This is a genomic window from Micromonospora sp. NPDC005324 (assembly GCF_040607155.1).
Classification (GTDB): Bacteria; Actinomycetota; Actinomycetes; order Mycobacteriales; family Micromonosporaceae; genus Micromonospora; species Micromonospora trifolii.
Genome location: NZ_JBEXGE010000010.1, coordinates 1 through 21,234, shown reverse-complemented (window position 1 = coordinate 21,234; position 21,234 = coordinate 1). Strand labels below are relative to the sequence as shown.

The 21,234-nt window shown below is 70.7% G+C and carries 17 protein-coding genes; 8 read left to right on the top strand and 9 right to left on the bottom strand.

Translation table 11 applies throughout. The features are described from left to right. Window positions 1-427 precede the first annotated feature (427 nt). Together ABZS40_RS12890 and ABZS40_RS12885 are read left to right on the top strand one after the other, a co-directional pair. Window positions 428-1,624, top strand: coding sequence for an amidase domain-containing protein (locus tag ABZS40_RS12890; RefSeq protein ID WP_354943469.1), 1,197 nt, complete (start codon window positions 428-430; stop codon window positions 1,622-1,624). Between the two features lie 134 nt (window positions 1,625-1,758). Beyond that, on the top strand, window positions 1,759-2,049 hold the full coding sequence (locus ABZS40_RS12885) for a hypothetical protein (RefSeq protein WP_354943468.1): 291 nt from the start codon (window positions 1,759-1,761) through the stop codon (window positions 2,047-2,049). A 243-nt stretch (window positions 2,050-2,292) separates the two neighbouring features. Here ABZS40_RS12885 and ABZS40_RS12880 read toward each other — a convergent pair whose 3' ends face one another. Both ABZS40_RS12880 and ABZS40_RS12875 read right to left on the bottom strand, forming a co-directional pair. Further along, window positions 2,293-3,381 carry an acyltransferase gene (locus ABZS40_RS12880; protein ID WP_354943467.1) on the bottom strand — a complete coding sequence of 363 codons (1,089 nt, stop codon included), beginning with the start codon at window positions 3,379-3,381 and terminating at the stop codon, window positions 2,293-2,295. A 177-nt stretch (window positions 3,382-3,558) separates the two neighbouring features. Then, window positions 3,559-4,053, bottom strand: coding sequence for a hypothetical protein (locus tag ABZS40_RS12875; RefSeq protein WP_354943466.1), 495 nt, complete (start codon window positions 4,051-4,053; stop codon window positions 3,559-3,561). A gap of 371 nt (window positions 4,054-4,424) precedes the next feature. Between ABZS40_RS12875 and ABZS40_RS12870 the strand changes: the two genes are divergently transcribed. Next, window positions 4,425-5,069: a hypothetical protein gene (locus ABZS40_RS12870; protein WP_354943465.1), complete on the top strand. Its 645-nt coding sequence runs from the start codon at window positions 4,425-4,427 to the stop codon at window positions 5,067-5,069. Window positions 5,070-5,479: 410 nt separating this feature from the next. Here ABZS40_RS12870 and ABZS40_RS12865 read toward each other — a convergent pair whose 3' ends face one another. From ABZS40_RS12865 to ABZS40_RS12845, 5 genes are read right to left on the bottom strand one after another with little or no spacing between them, the layout of a single operon-like run. Further along, entirely contained in the window at window positions 5,480-6,427 is a 948-nt protein-coding gene (locus ABZS40_RS12865; protein WP_354943464.1) for an iron-siderophore ABC transporter substrate-binding protein, read from the bottom strand. Then, window positions 6,427-7,383 carry an ABC transporter ATP-binding protein gene (locus ABZS40_RS12860; protein WP_354943463.1) on the bottom strand — a complete coding sequence of 319 codons (957 nt, stop codon included), beginning with the start codon at window positions 7,381-7,383 and terminating at the stop codon, window positions 6,427-6,429. The genes ABZS40_RS12865 and ABZS40_RS12860 overlap by 1 nt, the downstream gene beginning before the upstream one ends. Before the next feature lie 19 nt (window positions 7,384-7,402). After that, complete coding sequence (locus ABZS40_RS12855) at window positions 7,403-8,476, bottom strand: iron ABC transporter permease (protein WP_354943462.1); 1,074 nt, start codon at window positions 8,474-8,476, stop codon at window positions 7,403-7,405. Beyond that, entirely contained in the window at window positions 8,473-9,513 is a 1,041-nt protein-coding gene (locus tag ABZS40_RS12850; protein ID WP_354943461.1) for an iron ABC transporter permease, read from the bottom strand. The genes ABZS40_RS12855 and ABZS40_RS12850 overlap by 4 nt, the downstream gene beginning before the upstream one ends. Before the next feature lie 60 nt (window positions 9,514-9,573). Next, window positions 9,574-11,529: a multicopper oxidase domain-containing protein gene (locus ABZS40_RS12845; RefSeq protein ID WP_354943460.1), complete on the bottom strand. Its 1,956-nt coding sequence runs from the start codon at window positions 11,527-11,529 to the stop codon at window positions 9,574-9,576. 118 nt (window positions 11,530-11,647) lie between these two features. Here ABZS40_RS12845 and ABZS40_RS12840 point away from each other — a divergent pair, with 118 nt between their 5' ends. Further along, entirely contained in the window at window positions 11,648-12,007 is a 360-nt protein-coding gene (locus ABZS40_RS12840) for a YciI family protein (RefSeq protein WP_354943459.1), read from the top strand. A gap of 12 nt (window positions 12,008-12,019) precedes the next feature. On the opposite strand, the gene ABZS40_RS12835 is transcribed toward ABZS40_RS12840, so the two are convergent. Beyond that, window positions 12,020-12,406 (bottom strand): cytidine deaminase, encoded by a 387-nt coding sequence (locus ABZS40_RS12835; RefSeq protein ID WP_354943458.1) that lies wholly within the window; start codon window positions 12,404-12,406, stop codon window positions 12,020-12,022. Between the two features lie 149 nt (window positions 12,407-12,555). On the opposite strand from ABZS40_RS12835, the gene hrpA reads away from it, so the two are divergent. Then, the gene (hrpA, locus tag ABZS40_RS12830) at window positions 12,556-16,614 is read left to right on the top strand and encodes an ATP-dependent RNA helicase HrpA (RefSeq protein WP_354943457.1); all 4,059 of its coding nucleotides are present in this window, start codon (window positions 12,556-12,558) and stop codon (window positions 16,612-16,614) included. A 50-nt stretch (window positions 16,615-16,664) separates the two neighbouring features. Here hrpA and ABZS40_RS12825 read toward each other — a convergent pair whose 3' ends face one another. Beyond that, window positions 16,665-17,597 (bottom strand): LysR family transcriptional regulator, encoded by a 933-nt coding sequence (locus tag ABZS40_RS12825; protein WP_354943456.1) that lies wholly within the window; start codon window positions 17,595-17,597, stop codon window positions 16,665-16,667. Between the two features lie 83 nt (window positions 17,598-17,680). On the opposite strand from ABZS40_RS12825, the gene ABZS40_RS12820 reads away from it, so the two are divergent. The 3 genes from ABZS40_RS12820 to ABZS40_RS12810 are packed head-to-tail and all read left to right on the top strand — an operon-like array spanning window position 17,681 to window position 21,064. Further along, window positions 17,681-18,364 (top strand): succinate dehydrogenase cytochrome b subunit, encoded by a 684-nt coding sequence (locus ABZS40_RS12820; RefSeq protein ID WP_354943630.1) that lies wholly within the window; start codon window positions 17,681-17,683, stop codon window positions 18,362-18,364. A gap of 1 nt (window position 18,365) precedes the next feature. Beyond that, the gene (locus ABZS40_RS12815) at window positions 18,366-20,303 is read left to right on the top strand and encodes a fumarate reductase/succinate dehydrogenase flavoprotein subunit (RefSeq protein ID WP_354943455.1); all 1,938 of its coding nucleotides are present in this window, start codon (window positions 18,366-18,368) and stop codon (window positions 20,301-20,303) included. Continuing rightward, the gene (locus ABZS40_RS12810) at window positions 20,300-21,064 is read left to right on the top strand and encodes a succinate dehydrogenase/fumarate reductase iron-sulfur subunit (protein WP_354943454.1); all 765 of its coding nucleotides are present in this window, start codon (window positions 20,300-20,302) and stop codon (window positions 21,062-21,064) included. The genes ABZS40_RS12815 and ABZS40_RS12810 overlap by 4 nt, the downstream gene beginning before the upstream one ends. The last annotated feature ends 170 nt before the right edge of the window (window positions 21,065-21,234 follow it).

Genomic DNA, 21,234 nt, shown 5'->3' with positions numbered 1-21,234 from the left:
GCAACGGCGTTCGTCGGGGCCACCGCGACGGTGTCCCCGACGAACCGCCTGCCTGATGCGCGACGATAGGCAACTCAGCCATGACCAGCACTTGGAATAGTGCGGGCGATCCGGAAGCTTTTGTCACCATCTAATAGATCAATTACCCGCGACGTCACGAGCGATCCCATTGTTGGCGAATTCAGCGGTAATGCCGGCACCTAATCCAGGCCCTTCGCGCCCTGCCGCAGAAACGCACCTTCGAACACCGGTCGGCCATGTTCGCATACCGTCCCGCTCGCGTGATGACCAATCCAAAGGTGTCGGATAGCAGATTTTCAGGCGGCCCGCATGTCAGAGTCTGGGACGCCATGACAATCGTGTTTACAGATTCACCATCTTCTATCACGATGGATCTCAATCCGAATCTCGACAGCGGGGAGATCCGATGAGAAGATCGAAAGCCATGCGCGCTTCGGCGTTATTGGTCAGCGCACTGACCCTTGTGACGGCCGAGGCGGCGCTCCACGTGCCAGCCGCCGCCGCGACCACCGGCTCGATCGGCATGCAGGTCGATGTCGCCACCGCCGACATCCTGGCTGGTGCCGCAGAGCAGTCGCTGGAGCATCGGGCGACCGCGATCGTGGGGACTTCCACGGCGACGATGTCGCCGGCCGCGCTCGCCGACGGCATGGTCGCCGTCGACGCCCGCCAGACCGCGCGGGAAGAGACCATGGCCACCGCGATCCGCGCGCACCGGAGCTGGCTACGTTCCGTGGGCGAGGGATTCACCAGTGCGGACACGTCACTGGCCGTGGAACGGATCGGCCGATCAGGTGATGTCGTCACCATCGACGCCAACGAGACGACGATGCTCTCCTATGCGAAGATCCGCGGCGACGAGCCGCCGACGACCGGGTACACCGCCCGCCACACCTTCGTCTTCCGTCAGGACGCAGCGGGCCGCTGGCAACTGACCGAGGACCGGCAACTCGAACCGACTGGCCTGCTGCCACTCCGGACGGCCGAAGCGTTCGTCCATGGGGACGCCCAGAAGGCAGGCTCGCCGCCAGCGGCCCCGACTGCGAGGGCCCCGATGGGGACCGAAACGCCAGCGGCGACAGCCAGGCCCGCCGTCATGGGTCCGACAAAGGGCTCCGGGATGGTTGCGCTGGCATACAATTACGGCGCGATGGCGACCTATCTGGAGCGTTACTGGTCCAGCTACAACACTGCCTACCGCTCGTTCAGCGACGTCGGCGGTGACTGCACCAACTTCGCGAGCCAGGCGCTGCGCGCGGGTGGATGGTCCGATGACCTTGGGTGGTACCGGGACTCGGCAAATTGGTGGTACAACTCGGCGAACGAGACATGGTCCTGGATCAACGTCAACTCCTGGGCAAGCTTCGCCTACAGCTACAGCGGACGCGTCACCAGCCTCAGCAACGTCTGGTACATGGGGATCGGCGATGTACTACAGGTCGACGGTTCCAGGGACGGCAGCAAGGATCACACCATGATGGTGTCCTATGTTAGCGGCGGGACGCCTTATCTGACGTACCACACGACCAACCGTTACCGGCGATCCATGAACCAGGTGTTGGCCGACTGGGGCAGCGCCAACTACTACGCAGGACGTACATGACACGAATGATTTCCCGAACGGCGGCGAGGATTGTTGCTCTGACTCTCCTTGCCGCCGTCTCCGGCGGATGCGGTGGTCCGGACGAGTCGTCGAATCCGGACCCAGCGACCCTCCGCGGCTATGCGCAGACGTACGTGTCGCTGCTGCAGGCGAAGGACGAGCCCGGGCTACGCCAGCACCTCGGTAACGATGCGCACCCAGGGGATGCGGCCGAGCGGATCACGGCGTACGGCGGCAGAGGCTGGACGCTGACCGAGGTGTCGTGGAGCACCCTGACCCCGAGGGCGTACGCGCTGTCAATGGTCGTCGCTGGCCCCTCGGGTCGCACGACCTGGCGACACAACGTGGAGTGGACCGGCGGCCGCTGGATCATGGCGCCGCTCGACGCACCGCCCGCTGGAGCCTCGACCGAGAGCCCGGGGTGACCTCTCCCCCGCCACCAGACCGGCTGAATGTGGTCACCCTCCGGTACACCGGCCCGACGTGTCTTTGTCCCCCTCCGGCCTGAAGTGGCACCTGGTGGCAAGTGCTGAGCTGCGGTCGTTCCAGGTGCGCCCGGACAAGATCGAGGTCGGTTGTCCGGATCTAGGTGGCACTTTCCGCGATGGGCATGGGTACCGTTGCTCGGACCTGATCCCGACTGGAGGTCGGCGCGGCGGTCGTGCGGATCACCGACGTCGGCCAACTCTGACGTGTTGGCCCCCGACGGACCGTCGGGGGCCAACGGGCCCGGGGCGGAAGAGCGCCGGGGTACGCCGGGCGGCCACGTCCTCGATCCAGCCGAACAGCAGCACCGCCCCGGCGGTCAGGAGGCACACTCCGGTCAGCCGCAGCGCGATCGAGGCCGTCGAGTTGTACGGCAGCACCGGCGCGAGCAGCAGGAACATCCCGAGGCTGGCCGGGATGTGCCAGAGATAGATGGTGACCGCTCGGGCGTTGACCACCCGGAGCAGGCCGCCCAGCGGCACCCGGCCGGCGAGCCGGGGCTGCGCCCTCAGCAGCACGGCGACGAGGGCCATCGACCACAGCGTGGTGCCGCCCGCGATGTGGTTGAGGTCGACGGCCCGGCCGGTCGCCATGGCGACCACCACCCAGGTGCCGCCCACCCCGGCGAGGCCGGCCACGAGGCAGCCGTACCAGCGCCACGGGACGCGGTGCAGCAGCCGATCGTGGTGGGCGAAGCCCATCAGCCAGCAGGAGAGGTAGGCGGCGACGAAGTAGCCGGCGTGCACACCGGCGAGGTGCATCCCGACCGGCAGCGCGGTGGCGACACCGATGCTGGGCCATGGCCAGCGGCGGAACAGCCGCAGCAGCACCGGCGAGAGCAGCACCAACCACAGATAGGTGACGACGTACCAGAGCCCGATGTGGAACACCCAGGCCCAGGACTGCCCACTTACCGGCGGCACCCGCAGGGGTAGCACCCACCAGAGCAGTTCAGCCCAGCCGGCCACGCCACTCGGCAGGGGCCGCCACCCGACGGAGAGCACCGCCAGTGCGATCGCGCCGAACGCCCAGTACGGCAGCAGCAGCCGGCGCAGCCGCCGGAGCGCCGCCGACGGACCGTGCCGGTCGAGTGAGGCCGCCATCAACGAACCGGCGATGCCGAACATCAGACCCATCGCCGGCACCAGCAGGCTCAGCCAGATCCAGCCGGTGACGTGGAAGAGCACGACGCGGACCAGGGCGATCGTCCGCAACAGATCCAGGTAGCGGTCACGGTCAGCCGCGGGGTCGGCGGACTGGACGGTCCGCACCGCCGTACCCCTGCCAGGGATGACGACCCTGGACGCCTCACCAATGACCACAAGGCACAATAACGCCCTAAGTGGGACAAAGTTTGCGGCATCGCGAACGCGAGCAAGGGAGCGTCCCGTCCCCGGGCGGCTGTTTCTCTGATCAGCCAGCTTCCCCAAGCGGCAGGCCGGCGGGTGTCAGACGGTGAACCAGATCCCTCGACGACGGGCCAGGACGAACAGCGTCGCGCCCACGCCCAGCAGCAGGCCCGCACCGGCGACCACGCCGCCGGTCGACTGACCGGTCACCGGTGGCCGTCGGATCGGTGGGCGGCTGCCCGCACCTGCCGTCGAGCGGAACGCCGCCGGAGAAGCCGGACGTCTCGTAGTAGCCGTCGTCCCACTGCACCCACCTGGGTGCAAATCGGCGTAGGTGGTGGTGCCGGGCAGGGTCTGGCTGCCGATCACCGGCTCGCCGAGGGAGTGCGGGACGACGCCCTCGGGGCTGGCAGCGATGGGGTCGATGCTGGTGTCGGGCGGAATCACCTCCACCGTGACGAACCGGTATCGCGTCGCGTTGGTGGTAGGTGTCTCGGCAAGGACGGTCCAGCGGATCTGGTAGGTGCCGTCGGCCGTGCACCGCACCTCGTGATTGATGCTGAAACCCGGATAGTCCGCGTGCGCCGGGGTCATGAAGACCAGAGTCCCGGCGAGGCTGACCACAACCGCTCCGAGGGCGGCAAGTGTTCGCCGTAGCCACGATCGGAAATTGATCATGGACGCTTTAGCAATGAGGTGAGCCGGACTGGATCGACCCGGCCGGCGCGACGCCCTGATGGCGAAGACGGGTGCCCTACGCCGCGTCACCCCGAGGCAGGAACGGCCGGTGAGCCCGGGCAGATGCTATCGGCGACGACCTACCGACGGCGGGCCGCGACACTCGGCCAATCGGGCAGATCGTCCGGTGGTCAAGAGGTGGTCGACCCCTCAACTTTGCTGGGCAATGTCAGACCTGTCGATTAGAATGTATGTACTAATCAAGATCCTGACCTGGGAGGACGCCCGTGATCGCGCCCGCCTCCACACCCCTCACCCCCTACGCGACACTGCTCGGTTTCACCCGCTACGTCGACCGCACCGGCCCCACCAAGGCGACCTTCGTCGGCGGGCTGCGCAAGCAGCGCGCCAGCCGGTCCGGCTTCAACCCGCACGGCCAGTTCGTCAAGGCACTCAAGGCCGACATCGCCTTCCACACCGGCGGCACCCACCTGGCCGGGGTGGCCGACATCGTCAAGCCACGATGGCGCCCGCTCTACCAGGCGCTCGTCCCCGGCGCCACGACCTGGCTGCACTCCCTCGGCGAGCCGGCCGCCGTCGATCTCGCCCAGACCCGTGACGCCCTGGCCATGCTGGGCGACCTGCCCGTCAAGATCAACCCCCATTTCGGGGTACGCCACGCCGATGGCCGCGCCGAAGCGGTCCGCCTGCATTTCGACGAGGCCCCACCGAGCGAGGAATCGGTGCTCGCCACCCTCCACCTGATGGCCCGACACATGGACGCGGTGCTCCCGCACGCCGAGCCGGTCCTGGTCGACGTCCGCCGCGGCCTGGCCCACCGCATGCCCACCGACGCCAAGCCCGACCAGATCGAGCGATGGCTTTCCGGCGAAGCCGCCGCCTTCCGCGCCATCTGGTCCACCGCCGCCTAATCCCACCCCCACCCTCCGCGCCCCCCGCACCGCACCCGCTCCACGCCCCACCCGCCTGAACGCGCTCCACCCGCCTGCCTGACAAGATCGCGCTCGATCCAGGATGTAGTGGCCTCCGCCTCTTGGGAGGCCACTACATCCATGGTCGAGCGCGATCTTGGGGAAAACGCGCGCATCGGCGCCGATGTGGCGACGGCCTGTTCGGCTGCGCGAAGCCGATCGCGACTTCGACGGGTTTCTCGCCGAGGTCCGAGCCGCCCTACGGGCACGCTCGCGCTCCCCCCGGTGACGGTGATCGCGCTCGAACATGGAGGTAGTGGCCTCCCTAGACGGGGAGGCCACTACGTCCTGGATCGAGCACGATCATGAGCCGGCGCGCGGGGTGCGCTGACGCATGGTGGCTAGGGGTGTCAGGCGGCGGGGAGGTACTTGGTCAGGTCGTCGAGGATCTTGTTGGCGGCGCCGACGCCGATGCCGGTCATCCAGACCTCGTCGGAGACGGGGTACGCCTTGCCGGCCTTGACCGCACCGAGGCCCTTCCACAGCGTCCCGCCGGCGACCTTGGTCTGCTCGGCGGCGGCCTTGTCGCCGTACGCGGTCACGAAGATGACGTCACCGTCGACCTCGTTGATCCGCTCGGGGCTGACCAGGTCGAAGCGCTTGTCCTCCTTGTTGGCGAGCAGCTGCCGCTCGGGGCGGCCCAGGCCGGTGTCGCCGATGACGATGCCGGAGAACGAGTCCGGGCCGTACACCCGGATGTTGCCGGGCAGGAACCGCACGATGGAGACCTTGCGCGCGGCGGCGTCGCCGAGCGTCGCGCCGAAGTCCTTGGCCCGCTTCTCGTACGTGGCGAGCACATCCTTGGCCTGCTGCTCGCGGCCGAGCGCCCTGCCGTCGACGAGCAGGTTGTCCTTCCAGGTGATGCCCACCTTGTCGGTGAACACGGTCGGTGCGATGGCGGCCAGCTCGTCGTAGAACTTCTCCTGGCGGAATTTGCTGCCGAGGATGAGGTCCGGCTTCAGCGCGTTGATCGCCTCCAGGTCGGGCTCGGTGAGCACCCCGACCTCCTTGATGCCGGCGAGCTTGTCCGCGCCGAAGTAGGTGGGCCAGCTCTTCGCCTCACCGGCGGTGGCCGCGCCGACGGGTGTGATGCCCAGCGACAGCGCCGTGTCGATCTTGTCGGTGTCGAGCACGACGACGCGCTTGGGCTCGGCCGGGACCTTGGTGGTGCCCATGGCGTGGGTGATCTCCCGGGTCTCCCCGGTGGTGGAGCCGGCGACCGGGTCGCTCTTACCGCAGGCGGTGAGGCCGGCACCGAGGGCGACGGCCGCGGCGAGAGCTGCGACGAGACGACGCATCAGAGTCCTTTCGAGGGGTGCGAGCCGGCGAGCGGGTTGGCCGCGTCGCCGGTGGAGGGTCGGGCGTCCGGTACGGACGCCGTCGACGAATCGGTGTCTTCCGCCCCAGCGGCCGCATCGACCGGGCCACCCGGCGCGGCGACCGGGCCACCCGACGCGGCACCGGGAGCCGGAGCGTTGCCGCCGGTGTACGCGGGCACCACCAGCGGTGCGCCGGTCACCGGGCAGGGCACCACCACGCAGGCCAGCCCGAAGACGTCGCGGACCAGGTCGGCGGTGAGGATCTCCCGGGGTGGTCCGGCGGCGACCACGGCGCCGGCGCGCATGGCGACCAGGTGGTCGGCGTACCGGGCGGCCTGGTTCAGGTCGTGCAGCACGGCGACCACTGTGCGGCCCCGCTCGGAGCGCAGCCGGTGCAGGAGGTCCAGCACCTCCACCTGGTGGGCCAGGTCGAGGAAGGTGGTCGGCTCGTCCAGCAGCAGGGCGTCGGTGTCCTGGGCGAGTGTCATGGCGATCCACACTCGTTGCCGTTGACCGCCGGAGAGGCTGTCCACCGGTCGGTCGGCCAGGTCGGTGACGTCGGCGAGGGCCATCGCCTGGTCCACCGCCGCGCCGTCCTCCGACGACCACTGCCGCCACCACCGCTGGTAGGGCTGCCGGCCGCGCCCGACCAGGTCCGCCACCGTGACGCCCTCGGGCACCAGCGGGCTCTGCGGCAGGACGCCGAGGCGGCGGGCCACCTCCCGGGTCGGCAGGTCGCGGATGGCGGTGCCGTCCAGCAGCACAGTGCCTCGGCGGGGAGTGAGTAGCCGGGCCATCGTGCGCAGCAGGGTGGACTTGCCGCACGCGTTGGGTCCGACGATCACTGTGAACGCGTCGGTGGGCAGGTCGAGGTCGAGCCCGTCGAGCACTGTCCGCTCGTCGTAGCCGGCGACCAGGTCGCGGGTGGAGAGCATCACACGACTCCTTGTGGCGTCACGACGACCGCCGCCGGCCGCGCAGCAGCAGGAAGATCAGGTACGGGCCGCCGATCGCTGCGGTCAGCACACCGGCGGGTAGTTGGGTGGGTGCGAACAGCCGCCGGCCGGCCAGGTCGGCCAGCACCAGCAGGAGGGCGCCGAGCAGCGCCGCGCAGACCAGCGGGGGTCGTTCGGCGCGTACCAGTCGTCGGGCCACCTGCGGGGCGACCAGCGCCACGAAGTCGACGGCGCCGACCTGCGCGGTGACCATGGCGGCGACGAGTACGCCGGTGCCGGCGAGGCCGATCCGGCGGGCCACCGGGCGCAGCCCGACGCCCCGGGCGGTGTCGTCGTCGAGGGCGGTGCTGTTCAGCGCCCAGCCGGCCCAGGCCAGCACCGGCAGCAGCACCAGCAGTGTGCCGGCGATCCAGACGGCCTCGGTCCAGCCCTTGCCGGCCAGGGTGCCGATCAGCCAGATCTGCGCGCGTAGCCCGTCGATCGGGTCGGCGGTGAGCATGACCACCTCGGTGAGCGCCCGGAAGCCGAACGCGACAGCCACCCCGGCGAGCACGAACCGCTGCGCGGCCAGCCCGTGCCGAGCGCCGAGGGCGAACAGCAGGACCGCCGCGAGCAGCCCGCCCACCAGCGCGGTGGGTGCCACCAGCACCGCGGCCATTCCGCTGGTCAGTGCCACTGTCGCGGCGAGGCCGGCGCCCTGGGTGATGCCGATGACGTCCGGGCTGGCGAGTGGGTTGCGGGCCACGCTCTGGATCAGCGTGCCGGCCACGCCGAAGGCGGCGCCGGCCACGGCCGCCAGCACGACCCGCGGCAGCCGAAGATCAAAGACCACGAGGTCGTACGGGGTGCCAGTGCCGGAGAGGGCGCGCAGCACGTCGGCCGGGGCGACGTACGGGGTGCCCAGCGAGAGGCTGAGCACGACGGCCAGCAGGAGCAGGACGGTCAGCGCGGCGGCCACCAGTACCGCGCGACGGCGGATCAGCAGGCTGACCGGGCCGATCCGCAGCAGCGACCGCCCTGGCAGCCGAGCCGCATCGGCGCCAGGCGCGCCTGGGTGCCGGGTCGTGGTCACGCGGTCACCACCCGGGCGCGGCGGACCAGCACGGCCAGCAGTGGCGCGCCGATCAGCGCGGTGACGATCCCGGCCGGGATCTCGCCGGGCGGGGCGACGAGCCGACCGACGATGTCGGCGGCGAGCAGCAGCGCCGGCCCGAGCAGGGCGGAGACGGCGAGGGTCCAGCGGTGGTCCGCGCCGACCAGGGCGCGCGCCAGGTGCGGAACGGCCAACCCGACGAACGCGACAGGTCCGGCGGCGGCCACCGCGGCGCCGGTCAACAGCACGGCGGCGAGGCCACCGCCGAGGCGGACCAGGCCGATCCGGTGGCCGAGGCCACGGGCCACGTCGTCGCCGAGGGCCAACGCGTCCAGACCTCGGGCCACCAGGACGGCCAGCACCAACCCGGCGAGGACGAACGGCAGCACCTGCGCGGCGACCGTCAGGTCCCGGCCGGCCAGCCCGCCGACCACCCAGAAGCGGTACTCCTCGAAGGTGCGGGCGTCGATGCTGAGCAGCGCGTACACCCCGGAGGCAAGGCTGGCGTCGAGCGCCGCGCCGACCAGCGCGAGGGTGACCGGGCTGGCGCCCTCGCGGGCGCGGGTGGCGATGGCGAAGACCAGCAGCCCGGCGATCAGGGCTCCGGCGATGCCGAACCAGACGTACCCGGCGAGCGTGCCGACGCCGAAGACGGAGATCGCGAGCACCACCCCGAACGACGCGCCCGCGCTGATGCCGAGGATGCGCGGCTCGGCGAGGGGGTTGCGGGTGAGCGCCTGGAACAGCACCCCGGCCACGGCGAGCGCGAGCCCGACAGCGAGGCCGAGGGCGGTCCGGGGCATCCGCAGCTCGCGGACGATGGTGCTGGCGTCGCCGCCGTCCGGCGCGACGAGCGCGTGCCAGACCTGGTCGACGCCGAGTTGTCGGCTGCCGAGCGCGAAGCTGGCCAGCACGGTGAGCAGCAGCACCAGCGCGGCCCCGACGGTGACGGTCACCCGACGCCCGGTGCGAGTGCTGGCCCGACTCCGGGTCGGCCGGCTGGCGAGGGCGGTCACGAATCTCCTGCACAATCGGGCTTAGGTTCGCCTAACCTTAGCCGACCTGCGGAAAGGCGCCTAACCGGCGTCGGTCGATGCCGTCCCGGGTTCCACCGCCCCGCCCGGCGAGCCACCGCCCCCGGCCGCCGCGCCACCGCGCGGTAGGACGTTCAGCGGCCGCATCATCTCGTTGTCCTCGTGCTCCAGCAGGTGGCAGTGCCAGGCGTACCGACCAGGTAGGTCGAAGTGCGCCTTGATCCGGGTCACCTCCCACGGGTACGCGAGCACCGTGTCCAGCCACCCGCGGTCTCCAGGGCCTGGCAGCGACCGGCCCGAGTGCCCCCGACCGAGCAGCTCGAACTGGACCTGGTGCAGGTGGACCGGATGCACGTGCCGGGTGAAGTTGCGCACCTCCCACACTTCGGTGTCGCCGAGGGTGGGCTGCTCGGTCACCGGGTCGCTCCAGCGAAACGGCAGACCCCGGCCGCGCTCGTCGAGGACGCCCAGCAGCATGATCATCGACCCGTCGGGCATCCGCTCGTTGAGCGACAACCGGCGTACCCGCTGGGCCGGGCCGAGCCGCGGGTGTGACGGCAGCCGTAGCTGCTCCGGTGGGACGCTCGGGTCCGCGCCGGCCACGTCGGTGACCACGAAGCGCAGCACCTGTCCAGTGGTGTGCGGGTCGGCGGGTTCGAAGTCCACCCCGGGCCGACCGCCGCCGTACATCCCGTCCGGCCCTTCGTTGACGAGGTGCAGCTCGGTGCCGACCGGAACGTCAGTGAAGTCGACGATCGCGTCGACCCGTTGGGCCGGGCCGAGGGTCACCCGCTCGTGCGGCACCGGCTCGGGCAGGAAACCGCCGTCGCTGCCGATCTGCCAGACCGGTAGCACCGGCCGGGCCGGTCGCGCCGTGGCGTTCGCGACCACGCTGAGCAGCAGGAACCGGCTGTTGCAGCCGTTGAGCAACCGGAACCGGTATCGCCGACGCTGGACCGTCAACGTGGGCCAGGTGCGGCCGTTGACCACGATTGTGGAGCCGGAGAACCCCGGCACCCAGGTCGGTGGCCCGTCGCCGCCGCCGGAGTACCTCGTTGGGTAGCGCAGCTCACCGTCGGCGGTGAAGCTGCGGTCCTGGATCATCAGCGGAACGTCGTGGTACGAGGCGTTCGGCGGTTCGTCGCGAGTCGGCGCCGGGCCGGGCAGCACTCCCTCCGGCAGCTCGTCCCCACCGAGCAGGTAGAACCCGGCGGGCCCGGCGTAGACGTTCTCCCGGGTCAGCCCGAGCGTGTGGTCGTGGTACCAGAGGGTGCAGGGCCGCTGGTCGTTCGCGTACTCGAAGGTGGCCGAGCCCGGCGCCCAGCGCAGGCCGAACCGCTCGGCGAAGCGGGCCCGGAACTCGCGGTACGCGCTGCCGGACACGGCGAAGTCGGGCGGCAGGTCGCGGGCCACCGGCAGGTACCACGCCTCGGAGTGTCCGTCGCTCTCCTGGGAGCTGTGCGCACCGTGCAGATGCACCACCTGGGGCACCGGCCCGCGATACCCCTGCGGGCTGCCGTCCCACTGCCCATGGCGGTCCCGCTGCTCGATGCCACCGGCCGGGTTGGCCCAGTGCAGAGTGGGGTCCACCGGCAGCAGGTGCGGCAGGTGATCGCCCCGGTCGTCGACGAGTTGATTGATCCAGGTCACCCGTACCGGGCGGCCCACCCGCGCCATGATGGTGGGCGCCGGGTAGCCGAAGCTGCCGGGGTGCGCGGTGGAGCCGTAACCCCACACTGTGGTGCGCGGCCACGATGGAGGCAGGATCTGCTGGCGGAATTGTCGCACCGCGATCTCGTACGTGTCGCGCTCGGGGTCGGTGGCAACCGTCGGCATGGCCGGGGGGATCCGCAGCGACGTGACGTACTTCGGGATCTCACGGGCGTCCAGCGGCGGTGCCGCGGCGAGCGCCCGGCCCGATGCCGCCCAGCCCACCGGGATCAGGGCCGCCGCGCCGCCGGTGGCACTGGCCGCGAGCAGCCGACGTCTGGTGACCATGCCGCACCTCCCAATCGCTGCGAACCTCGATACGAGAATGGGATTCGCGGACTGTCCCACGACGGTCGGATGGCGGATGACACCCAGAAGAGGGACATTCACGTCATAGGGTGTGAGCATGCGATTCGACCAGCACACGGTCGTCCTGCTGACCCGGCCGTCGGATCCGCCGGAGCTGCCGCAGGACGCGATCGACCGGTTGCGGGAGGCGCACCTGGCCCACCAGGCGGGCCTCGTGCAGCAGGGGCTGGTGCTCGCGGCCGGGCCGTTCCTGCATCCCGACGACGAGCAGCTGCGGGGCTTCGTGGTGCTGTCCATCGCCCCGGACGAGGCACGCGCGCTCTTCGCCAACGACCCCGCCGTGCGGGCCGGTCGCCTGGTGGCGCGAGTCACGTCGTGGCTGCTCCCGGAGGGCAACCTGCGGTTCGAGAGCGTGCCGGTGCCGCAGTCGATGCTGGAGGCGGCCTCCGGGGACTGACGCCGGGCCCGGTCAGCCGGCCGAGCCGCTGCCGGTCTCCGCCGGCAACTCACCGAGCGGGACCACCCGCAGGGCGTCCATCGGGCCGACGATCACCCGCAGTTCCGGGACGTGCTCCCGCAGCACCTGCCGGCACCTGTCACAGGGCGCGACGACCTCGCGCCCACGGTCGGCGACAGTGACGATCGTCTCCAGGGCTGTGACACCCTGGGTGGCGGCCGTGCCGATCACGACCAACTCGGCGCAGGCCCCTCCGGTGGCGTGCTGGACGTTCACGCCGGTGAAGACCCGCCCGTCCGCCGTCCGGGCCGCCGACGCGACAGTGTGGTGCTGGCTGCGGCAGCGCAGCTTGGAGACCGCCGTCGCGGCCTGCACCAACGCACGGTCGGTGTCGCGCATCTCCATCCGGCTCCCCCAGCGCTCGACGTCGGCCGCCAACTCTAGGGCCCACTCGTGGCCGTCGAGGGACTGGAGGTGGCCTTCGCAGAGCCGGCCGCTCGGTAACCCAGGGGCGGTGCGCCGCCGGGCTGCCTATCCTTGGGCACGACATGCAGAATCCAACCGCCTCCGTCGCGTCCGACCCCGTTCGCGAGCTGCACCGCCGCCTCACACCTCTGATGTTCCGCGACCAGCGCCGGCTCCAGCGGCGACTGGACGGTGCCCGCAAGCTGCGCGACCCGCAGCGTCGGGAGGCGGCGCTGACCGAGATCACCGCCGACCTGGTCCGGGCCGAGCAGCGGCTCGCCGCCCGCCAGGCGGCGGTGCCCGTGATCACGTACCCGGCGGGTCTGCCGGTCAGTGAACGCAAGGACGACATCGCCGCCGCGATCCGCGATCACCAGGTGGTGATCGTGGCGGGCGAGACCGGCTCCGGCAAGACCACCCAGATCCCCAAGATCTGTCTGGAGTTGGGGCGCGGGGTGCACGGCCTGATCGGGCACACCCAGCCCCGGCGGTTGGCCGCCCGGACGGTGGCCGACCGGATCGCCGACGAGCTGGGCACCGAGTTGGGCGACGTGGTCGGCTACAAGGTGCGCTTCACCGACCAGGTCAGCGAGCGCAGCCTGGTGAAGCTGATGACCGACGGCATCCTGCTGGCCGAGTTGCAGACCGACCGGATGCTGCGCCAGTACGACACTCTGATCATCGACGAGGCGCACGAGCGCAGCCTCAACATCGACTTCATCCTCGGGTACCTGCGGGAGCTGCTGCCCCGACGACCCGACCTCAAGGTGATCATCACCTCGGCGACCATCGAGACCGACCGGTTCGCCCGGCACTTCGCCGGGCCACCCACTGCCGACGAGCCCGACGGCGTGCCAGCGCCGGTGGTCGAGGTCTCGGGGCGTACCTACCCGGTGGAGGTGCGCTACCGGCCCCTTGTCGAGCTCGCCGAGGGCGAGGAGGACGGCGACGAGGAGAACGTCCGCGACCAGATCCAGGCGATCGGTGACGCCGTCGAGGAGCTGGCCGCCGAGGGGCCCGGGGACATCCTGGTCTTCCTCAGCGGCGAGCGGGAGATCCGGGACACCGCCGACGCGCTGGGCAAGCTGGTGCAGACGAAGCGAACGCTGCTCGGCACCGAGATCCTGCCGCTGTACGCGCGGCTCCCCTCGGCCGAGCAGCACCGGGTCTTCGCCGCGCACTCCTCGCGCCGGGTGGTGCTCGCCACCAATGTCGCGGAGACCTCGCTGACAGTGCCCGGCATCAAGTACGTGGTGGACCCGGGGACCGCCCGCATCTCCCGCTACTCCAGCCGGCTCAAGGTGCAGCGGCTGCCGATCGAGCCGGTCTCCCAGGCCTCGGCCAACCAGCGTAAGGGCCGGTGTGGCCGCACCTCGGACGGCATCTGCATCCGCCTCTACGACGAGCAGGACTTCGGATCCCGGCCCGAGTTCACCGACCCGGAGATCCTGCGCACCAACCTGGCGTCGGTCATCCTCCAGATGACGGCGATCGGGCTCGGCGACCTCGCCGCGTTCCCGTTCATCGACCCACCGGACAAGCGCAACATCACCGACGGCGTCAACCTGCTGCACGAGCTGGGCGCGTTGGACCCGACCGAGGCCGACCCGGCGAAGCGGCTCACCGCGCTCGGCCGGCGGCTGGCCCAGTTGCCTGTCGACCCGCGCCTGGCCCGGATGGTGGTCGAGGGCGAACGCAACGGCGCCGCCACCGAGGTGCTGGTGATCGCCGCCGCGCTCTCCATTCAGGACCCACGGGAGCGGCCGGCCGAGAAGCAGGCCCAGGCGGACCAGGCGCACGCCCGGTTCGCCGACAAGGAGTCGGACTTCGTCGCCTACCTCAATCTGTGGCGCTACCTGCGTGAGCAGCAGCGGGAACTCTCCTCCAGCGCGTTTCGCCGGATGTGCAAGGCGGAGTACCTGAACTACCTGCGGATCCGCGAGTGGCAGGACATCGTCAGCCAGCTGCGCCAGGTGCTGCGTACCCCGGCCGACGGCGACCGGCGTGGTGGGCGGCCGGCGCGCGACAGCTCGGACGACGCGGACGCCGGCCCGGGCCGTCGGGGTGGCGCGGACCTTCCGGAGGAGATCGACACCTCGAAGGTGCACCAGTCGCTGCTGCCCGGCCTGTTGTCGCACATCGGGCTGAAGGACGCTCAGAAACACGAGTACCTGGGGGCGCGGGGCGCGAAGTTCGCGCTCTTCCCCGGGTCGGCGTTGTTCAAGAAGCCGCCGCGTTGGGTGATGGCCGCCGAGCTGGTGGAGACCTCCCGGCTGTGGGGGCGCATCGCCGGCCGGGTCGAGCCGGAGTGGGTCGAACCGCTCGCGCAGCACCTGGTCAAGCGCAGCTACAGCGAGCCGCACTGGGAGAAGAAGCAGGCCGCGGTGATGGCCTACGAGAAGGTCACCCTGTACGGCGTCCCGCTGGTCAGCTCCCGCACAGTCAACTTCGGGCGGATCGACCCGACGCTGAGCCGGGAGCTGTTCATCCGGCACGCCCTCGTCGAGGGCGACTGGCAGACCCATCACCAGTTCTGGGCGGACAACAAGCGGTTGCTCGCCGAGATCGAGGAGCTGGAGAGCCGGGCCCGACGCCGGGACATCCTGGTCGACGACGAGACCATCTTCGGCTTCTACGACCAGCGCATCCCGGCCGACGTGTCCTCCGGCCGGCACTTCGACAGCTGGTGGAAGAACACCCGCCGTGAGCAACCCGACCTGCTCACCTTCACCCGCGACCTGCTGATCAACGACGGCCGACCGGGGGTGGACGAGGACGACTACCCGGACGAGTGGCAGGCCGACGGCGTGAGCCTGCCGCTGACCTACCGGTTCGAGCCGGGCACGCCGGACGACGGCGTCACAGTGGACATCCCGCTGCCGCTGCTCAACCAGGTGCCGGCGGAGACCTTCGACTGGCAGGTGCCGGGGCTGCGCGAGGAGACGGTGATCGCGCTGATCCGCTCGCTGCCCAAGGCGATCCGCCGCAACTTCGTCCCGGTGCCGGACTACGCCCGGGCCGCTCTGGCGGCGATCACTCCGGGCGAGGAGTCGCTGCTGGACGCGCTCACCCGGCAACTGCGCCGGATGACCGGGGTGACAGTGCCTCGCGACGCCTGGGAGCCGGGCAAGCTTCCGGCGCACCTGCGGGTGACCTTCCGGGTCCTCGGCGACGACGAGAAACCGGTCGCCGAGGGCAAGGACCTGCCGGCCCTGCAACGCCAACTCCGCCAGGAGGTACGTCAGGTGGTGGCGGCCGCCGCACCGGAGGTGGCCCGCACCGGGCTGCGCGAGTGGAGCATCGGCACGCTCCCTCGCACCATCGAGCAGGTCCGCGCCGGTTACGCGGTCACCGCGTACCCGGCACTGGTCGACGAGGGCGCCACGGTCGGTGTGAAGGTGTTCGACTCCCCCGCCGAGGCGGAGGCGGCGCACTGGGCCGGCACCCGCCGGCTGCTGCGGCTCACAGTGCCGTCCCCGGCGCGGTTCCTCCAGGGGCGGCTCGACAACGAGGCGAAGCTGGCGTTGAGCCGCAACCCGCACGGCGGCGTACAGGAGCTGATCGAGGACGCGGCGGGCGCCGCCATCGACCGGCTGATCGGTGTGGCCGGCGGGCCGGCGTGGGACGCCGACGGCTTCGCGGCCCTGCGCGAGAAGGTCCGCGCCGACCTGGTCGACACCGTCGTCGAGGTGATGGACCGGGTCCGCAAGGTCCTCGCCTCCGCGTACGCCGTCGAGCAGCGGCTCGGCGCGACCCGCAACCTCGCCGTGGTGGCGGCGCTGGCCGACATCCGCAGCCAGCTCGCCGGGCTGGTGCACGCCGGTTTCATCACCGAGACCGGGTACGCGCGCCTGCCCGACCTGCTGCGCTACCTCACCGCCATCGAGCGTCGACTGGAGCGGCTGGGCGGCAACCCGCAGCGGGACCGCCAGCAGCAGGACCGGATCGCCGTGGTGCAGAAGGAGTACGCCGACCTGCTCGCCAACCTGGCGCCGGCCCGCCGTCAGGAGACGGCCGTCCGGCAGATCCGCTGGATGATCGAGGAGTTGCGGGTGAACGTCTTCGCCCAGGCGCTGGGCACCCCGTACCCCGTCTCCGAGCAGCGGATCTATCGGGCGATGGACGACGTCGAGGGCCGCTGAGCCCGGCGGCCGGGCCGCTGCCGGGCTCAGCGGCGGCGGCCCAGGCCGGGTCAGGTCAGTGGCTCGACGCCGGGGGGCAGTTCGCCGAGGTCGATCGCCGCCTGGATGTAGTCGAGCAGGATGCGCCGGAGCTCCCGACCGGCGTGGGTGGGTACGACGTCACGCCGACGGGCCACCGCGATGGTCCGCCGCACCCCGGGCGGGGCGAGCGGGGTGATCCGTACGCCCGGCCGGCGGGCCAGCACGATGCCGGGCACGAGCGCGATGCCGAGCCCCGCCTCGACGAAGCTGAGCACCGCGTCCATCTCGCCGCCGTCCACAGCGAAGGTGGGTTCGAAGCCCGCCTCCCGACACGCCTGGATGGTCGCGTCGCGTAGGTCGTACCCCTCCCGGAACATCACCATCGGCTGGTCCCGCAGGTCGGTGATGCGCAGCTCACCGGTCGTCGACGCGGTCGTCACCTCCCCCACCGAGGCCACCACCAGGCTCTCCCGCAGGATCGGGTCGACCCGCAGCCCCGGGTCGGCCCCCTGCGCCGGCATGATGATCAGGGCCAGGTCGAGGTCGCCGCGCAGAAGGTCGCGGACCAGGTCCTGGGAGCCGCCCTCTTCGACGCGCAGGTCGATGGTGGGGTGCGCGTCGCGGAACCGGCGCAGCACCGGCGGGGCGAGCGAGGTGGCCAGGCTGGGGGTGGCCCCGAGCCGGACCCGGCCCCGGCGCAGCCCGACCAACTCCTGGACCTCCCGGGTCGCGGTCTCCACGTCGGCGAGGATGCGGGTGGCCAACGGCAGCAGCACCTCACCCGCCGCGGTGAGCGCGATGTTGCCCCTTAGCCGCTCGAACAACGGTGCTCCGAGGTCGGCCTCCAGAGCGTGAATTTGCTTACTGAGAGAGGGCTGAGTGATGCCCACGATGTCGGCGGCTTGGGTGAAATGTCGTACTTCGGCCACCGCGACGAAGTACCTGAGCTGATGGAGCTGCATCTAAATAGCTTACGGCTATCAACACTGCGAGTTTGATGCATTGGACGACTGGTCGAAGTGCTCCTAGCGTCGGTCCTGTGGTAATCACGAAGACTCGGTCGCCCATCCGCTCGAACGTCGGCCTCAAGGCCGTCATGGCGGTGACGGGCATCGTGCTGGCGCTGTTCCTCATCGCCCACATGCTCGGCAACCTGAAGGTGTTCACGGGGGAGACCTCGTTCGACCACTACGCGCACTGGCTGCGCGACATCGGCAAGCCACTGCTGCCCGGCGTCTGGTTCCTGTGGATCCTGCGCACCGTGCTGGTCGTGGCGGTCGTCGCCCACATCGTGGCCGCCACGGTGCTGGCCCGGCGCGCCCGTGCCGCCCGCCCGGTCAAGTACGCCCACCGCAAGAAGGTCAACGGCAGCTACGCGGCCCGCACGATGCGCTGGGGTGGAGTGATCATCCTGCTCTTCGTGATCTACCACCTGCTGGACCTGACCACCGGCACGCTGAACCCGGTCGGCGACGAGAGCAAGCCGTACGGCAACGTCGTCGCCGACTTCGCGCCCGAGCGCTGGTACGTCACGCTCTTCTACACCCTCGCCATCCTCGCGGTGGGCTTCCACCTGCGTCACGGCGCGTTCAGCGCGTTCCGCAGCCTCGGCCAGCAGACGCCGCGCGGCGAGCGCAGGGCGCGTACCGCGGCTCTGATCTTCGCCGTGGTGCTCTGCGCCGGGTACCTGGTGGTCCCGTTCGCCGTACTCACCGGATTGGTGTCCTGACATGGAACTCTTCACCGAGGGCGACCCGATCGCCGACACCTTGGCTCCCGCCGGCCCGGTCGAGAAGCGTTGGGAGACCCGGCGCTTCGAGGCCAAGCTGGTCAACCCCGCCAACCGCCGCAAGATGACGGTGATCGTGGTCGGCACCGGCCTGGCCGGCGGCTCCGCCGCCGCGACCCTGGCCGAGCAGGGCTACCACGTCAAGTCCTACTGCTACCAGGACAGCCCGCGCCGGGCGCACTCCATCGCGGCACAGGGCGGCATCAACGCGGCGAAGAACTACCGCAACGACGGCGACTCCGTGCACCGGCTCTTCTACGACACCGTCAAGGGCGGCGACTTCCGCTCCCGGGAGTCGAACGTGCACCGGCTCGCCGAGGTGTCGGTCAACATCATCGACCAGTGCGTCGCCCAGGGGGTGCCGTTCGCCCGCGAGTACGGCGGCCTGCTGGACACCCGCTCCTTCGGTGGCGCCCAGGTGCAGCGCACCTTCTACGCCCGGGGCCAGACGGGCCAGCAGCTGCTGCTCGGCGCGTACCAGGCCCTGGAACGGCAGATCGGCCTGGGCACCGTGGAGATGAACACCCGGCACGAGATGCTGGAGCTGGTCCTCGTCGACGGCAAGGCACGCGGCATCGTGGTCCGGGACATGGTCACCGGCGAGATCAGCACCGAGATGGCCGACGCCGTGGTGCTCGCCTCCGGCGGCTACGGCAACGTCTTCTACCTCTCCACCAACGCCAAGGGCTGCAACGTCACCGCCACCTGGCGCGCGCACCGCAAGGGCGCGTACTTCGCCAACCCGTGCTACACGCAGATCCACCCGACCTGCATCCCGGTCTCCGGCGACCACCAGTCGAAGCTGACCCTGATGAGCGAGTCGCTGCGCAACGACGGCCGGGTCTGGGTGCCGAAGACCAAGGGTGACGACCGCAGCCCGAAGGACATCGGAGAGGACGAGCGGGACTACTACCTGGAGCGGATCTACCCCTCCTTCGGCAACCTGGTCCCCCGCGACATCGCCTCCCGCGCCGCGAAGAACGTGTGCGACGAGGGTCGGGGCGTCGGGCCCACGAAGCTCGGCGTCTACCTCGACTTCGCCGACGCGATCGGCCGGCTGGGCCGCAAGGCCATCGAGGCCAAGTACGGCAACCTCTTCGAGATGTACGAGCGGATCACCGGCGAGGACCCGTACGAGGTGCCGATGCGCATCTACCCCGCCGTGCACTACACGATGGGCGGCCTGTGGGTCGACTACGACCTCCAGTCGAACATCCCCGGCCTGTTCGTGATCGGCGAGGCGAACTTCTCCGACCACGGCGCGAACCGGCTCGGCGCCTCGGCGCTGATGCAGGGCCTCGCCGACGGCTACTTCGTGCTGCCCACCACCATCGCCAACTACCTGGCCTCCGGTCCGCTGGAGAAGGTCGACGCCAGCCACCCGGCGGCCGTCGAGGCGCGCACCGACGTCGAGGACCGCGTCCAGCGGCTGCTCGCTGTCGACGGCGACCGGACCGTGGACTCGTTCCACCGGGAACTGGGCCAGATCATGTGGGAACACTGCGGCATGGAGCGCAGCGAGGCCGGGCTGCGCAAGGCGATCGACGAGATCCGTACCCTGCGCGAGCAGTTCTGGCAGCGGGTCAAGGTGTCCGGCACCGGCGAGGAACTCAACCAGTCGCTGGAGAAGGCCGGCCGGGTGGCCGACTTCTTCGAGCTGGCCGAGCTGATGTGCATCGACGCCCTGCACCGCGAGGAGTCCTGCGGCGGCCACTTCCGGGCCGAGCACCAGACCCCCGACGGTGAGGCGCAGCGCGACGACGACCGGTTCGCGTACGTGGCGGCCTGGGAGTTCACCACTGACGGCGAGCCCTCGGTGCTGCACAAGGAAGACCTGAAGTTCGAATACGTCCACCCCACGTCTCGGAGCTACAAGTGAACCTGACCCTGCGCATCTGGCGCCAGAGGGGCCCTGAGGACAAGGGTCGGATGGTGACCTATCCGGTCGACGACGTGTCCCCGGACATGTCGTTCCTGGAGATGCTCGACGTGCTCAACGAGCGGCTGATCCTCGCTGGCGAGGACCCGGTGGCGTTCGACCACGACTGCCGCGAGGGCATCTGCGGCATGTGCGGCCTGATGATCAACGGCGACGCGCACGGGCCGCAGCGCGGCACCACCGCGTGCCAGCTGCACATGCGGCAGTTCAAGGACGGCGAGACGATCGACATCGAGCCGTGGCGGGCCAGCGCCTTCCCGGTCGTCAAGGACCTGGTCGTCAACCGGAGCGCCTTCGACAAGATCATCGCGGCCGGCGGTTATGTCACCGCGCCGACCGGCAGCGCGCCCGAGGCCCACTCCACCCCGGTGGCCAAGGCCAACGCCGACGCCGCCTTCGAGTCCGCGGCCTGCATCGGCTGCGGCGCCTGCGTGGCAGCCTGCCCGAACGGCTCCGGCATGCTCTTCACCGCCGCCAAGCTCACCCAGCTCTCGCTGCTGCCCCAGGGCCAGCCCGAGCGCTACACCCGGGTGATCGGCATGGTCGACGCGCACGACGAGGCCGGCTTCGGCGGCTGCACCAACGCCGGCGAGTGCACCCCGGCCTGCCCGAAGGGCATCCCGCTGAACACCATCGGCCGGCTCAACCGCGACTACCTCGCGGCCACCGCCAAGGGAGCCAACAACACCCCCGGTTCCTGAGGTCCGCCGCACCGACCGCCGTATCCCGCTCTCCTCGGGGGTACGGCGGTCTTGCTTTCTCGCGACTTCGGGCTCCGGGCTCCGGGCTCCGGGCTCCGGGCTCCGGGCTCCGGGCTCCGGGCTCCGGGCTCCGGGCTCCGGGCTCCGGGCTCCGGGCTCCGGGCTCCGGG

Coding starts and splice junctions, on each gene's coding strand:
- ABZS40_RS12890 (WP_354943469.1), top strand. CDS start 428: ATGAGAAGATCGAAAGCCATGCGCGCTTCGGCGTTATTGGTCAGCGCA.
- ABZS40_RS12875 (WP_354943466.1), bottom strand. CDS start 4,053: ATGACCCCGGCGCACGCGGACTATCCGGGTTTCAGCATCAATCACGAG.
- ABZS40_RS12865 (WP_354943464.1), bottom strand. CDS start 6,427: ATGCGTCGTCTCGTCGCAGCTCTCGCCGCGGCCGTCGCCCTCGGTGCC.
- ABZS40_RS12860 (WP_354943463.1), bottom strand. CDS start 7,383: ATGCTCTCCACCCGCGACCTGGTCGCCGGCTACGACGAGCGGACAGTG.
- ABZS40_RS12845 (WP_354943460.1), bottom strand. CDS start 11,529: ATGGTCACCAGACGTCGGCTGCTCGCGGCCAGTGCCACCGGCGGCGCG.
- ABZS40_RS12840 (WP_354943459.1), top strand. CDS start 11,648: ATGCGATTCGACCAGCACACGGTCGTCCTGCTGACCCGGCCGTCGGAT.
- ABZS40_RS12835 (WP_354943458.1), bottom strand. CDS start 12,406: ATGCGCGACACCGACCGTGCGTTGGTGCAGGCCGCGACGGCGGTCTCC.
- hrpA (WP_354943457.1), top strand. CDS start 12,556: ATGCAGAATCCAACCGCCTCCGTCGCGTCCGACCCCGTTCGCGAGCTG.
- ABZS40_RS12825 (WP_354943456.1), bottom strand. CDS start 17,597: ATGCAGCTCCATCAGCTCAGGTACTTCGTCGCGGTGGCCGAAGTACGA.
- ABZS40_RS12815 (WP_354943455.1), top strand. CDS start 18,366: ATGGAACTCTTCACCGAGGGCGACCCGATCGCCGACACCTTGGCTCCC.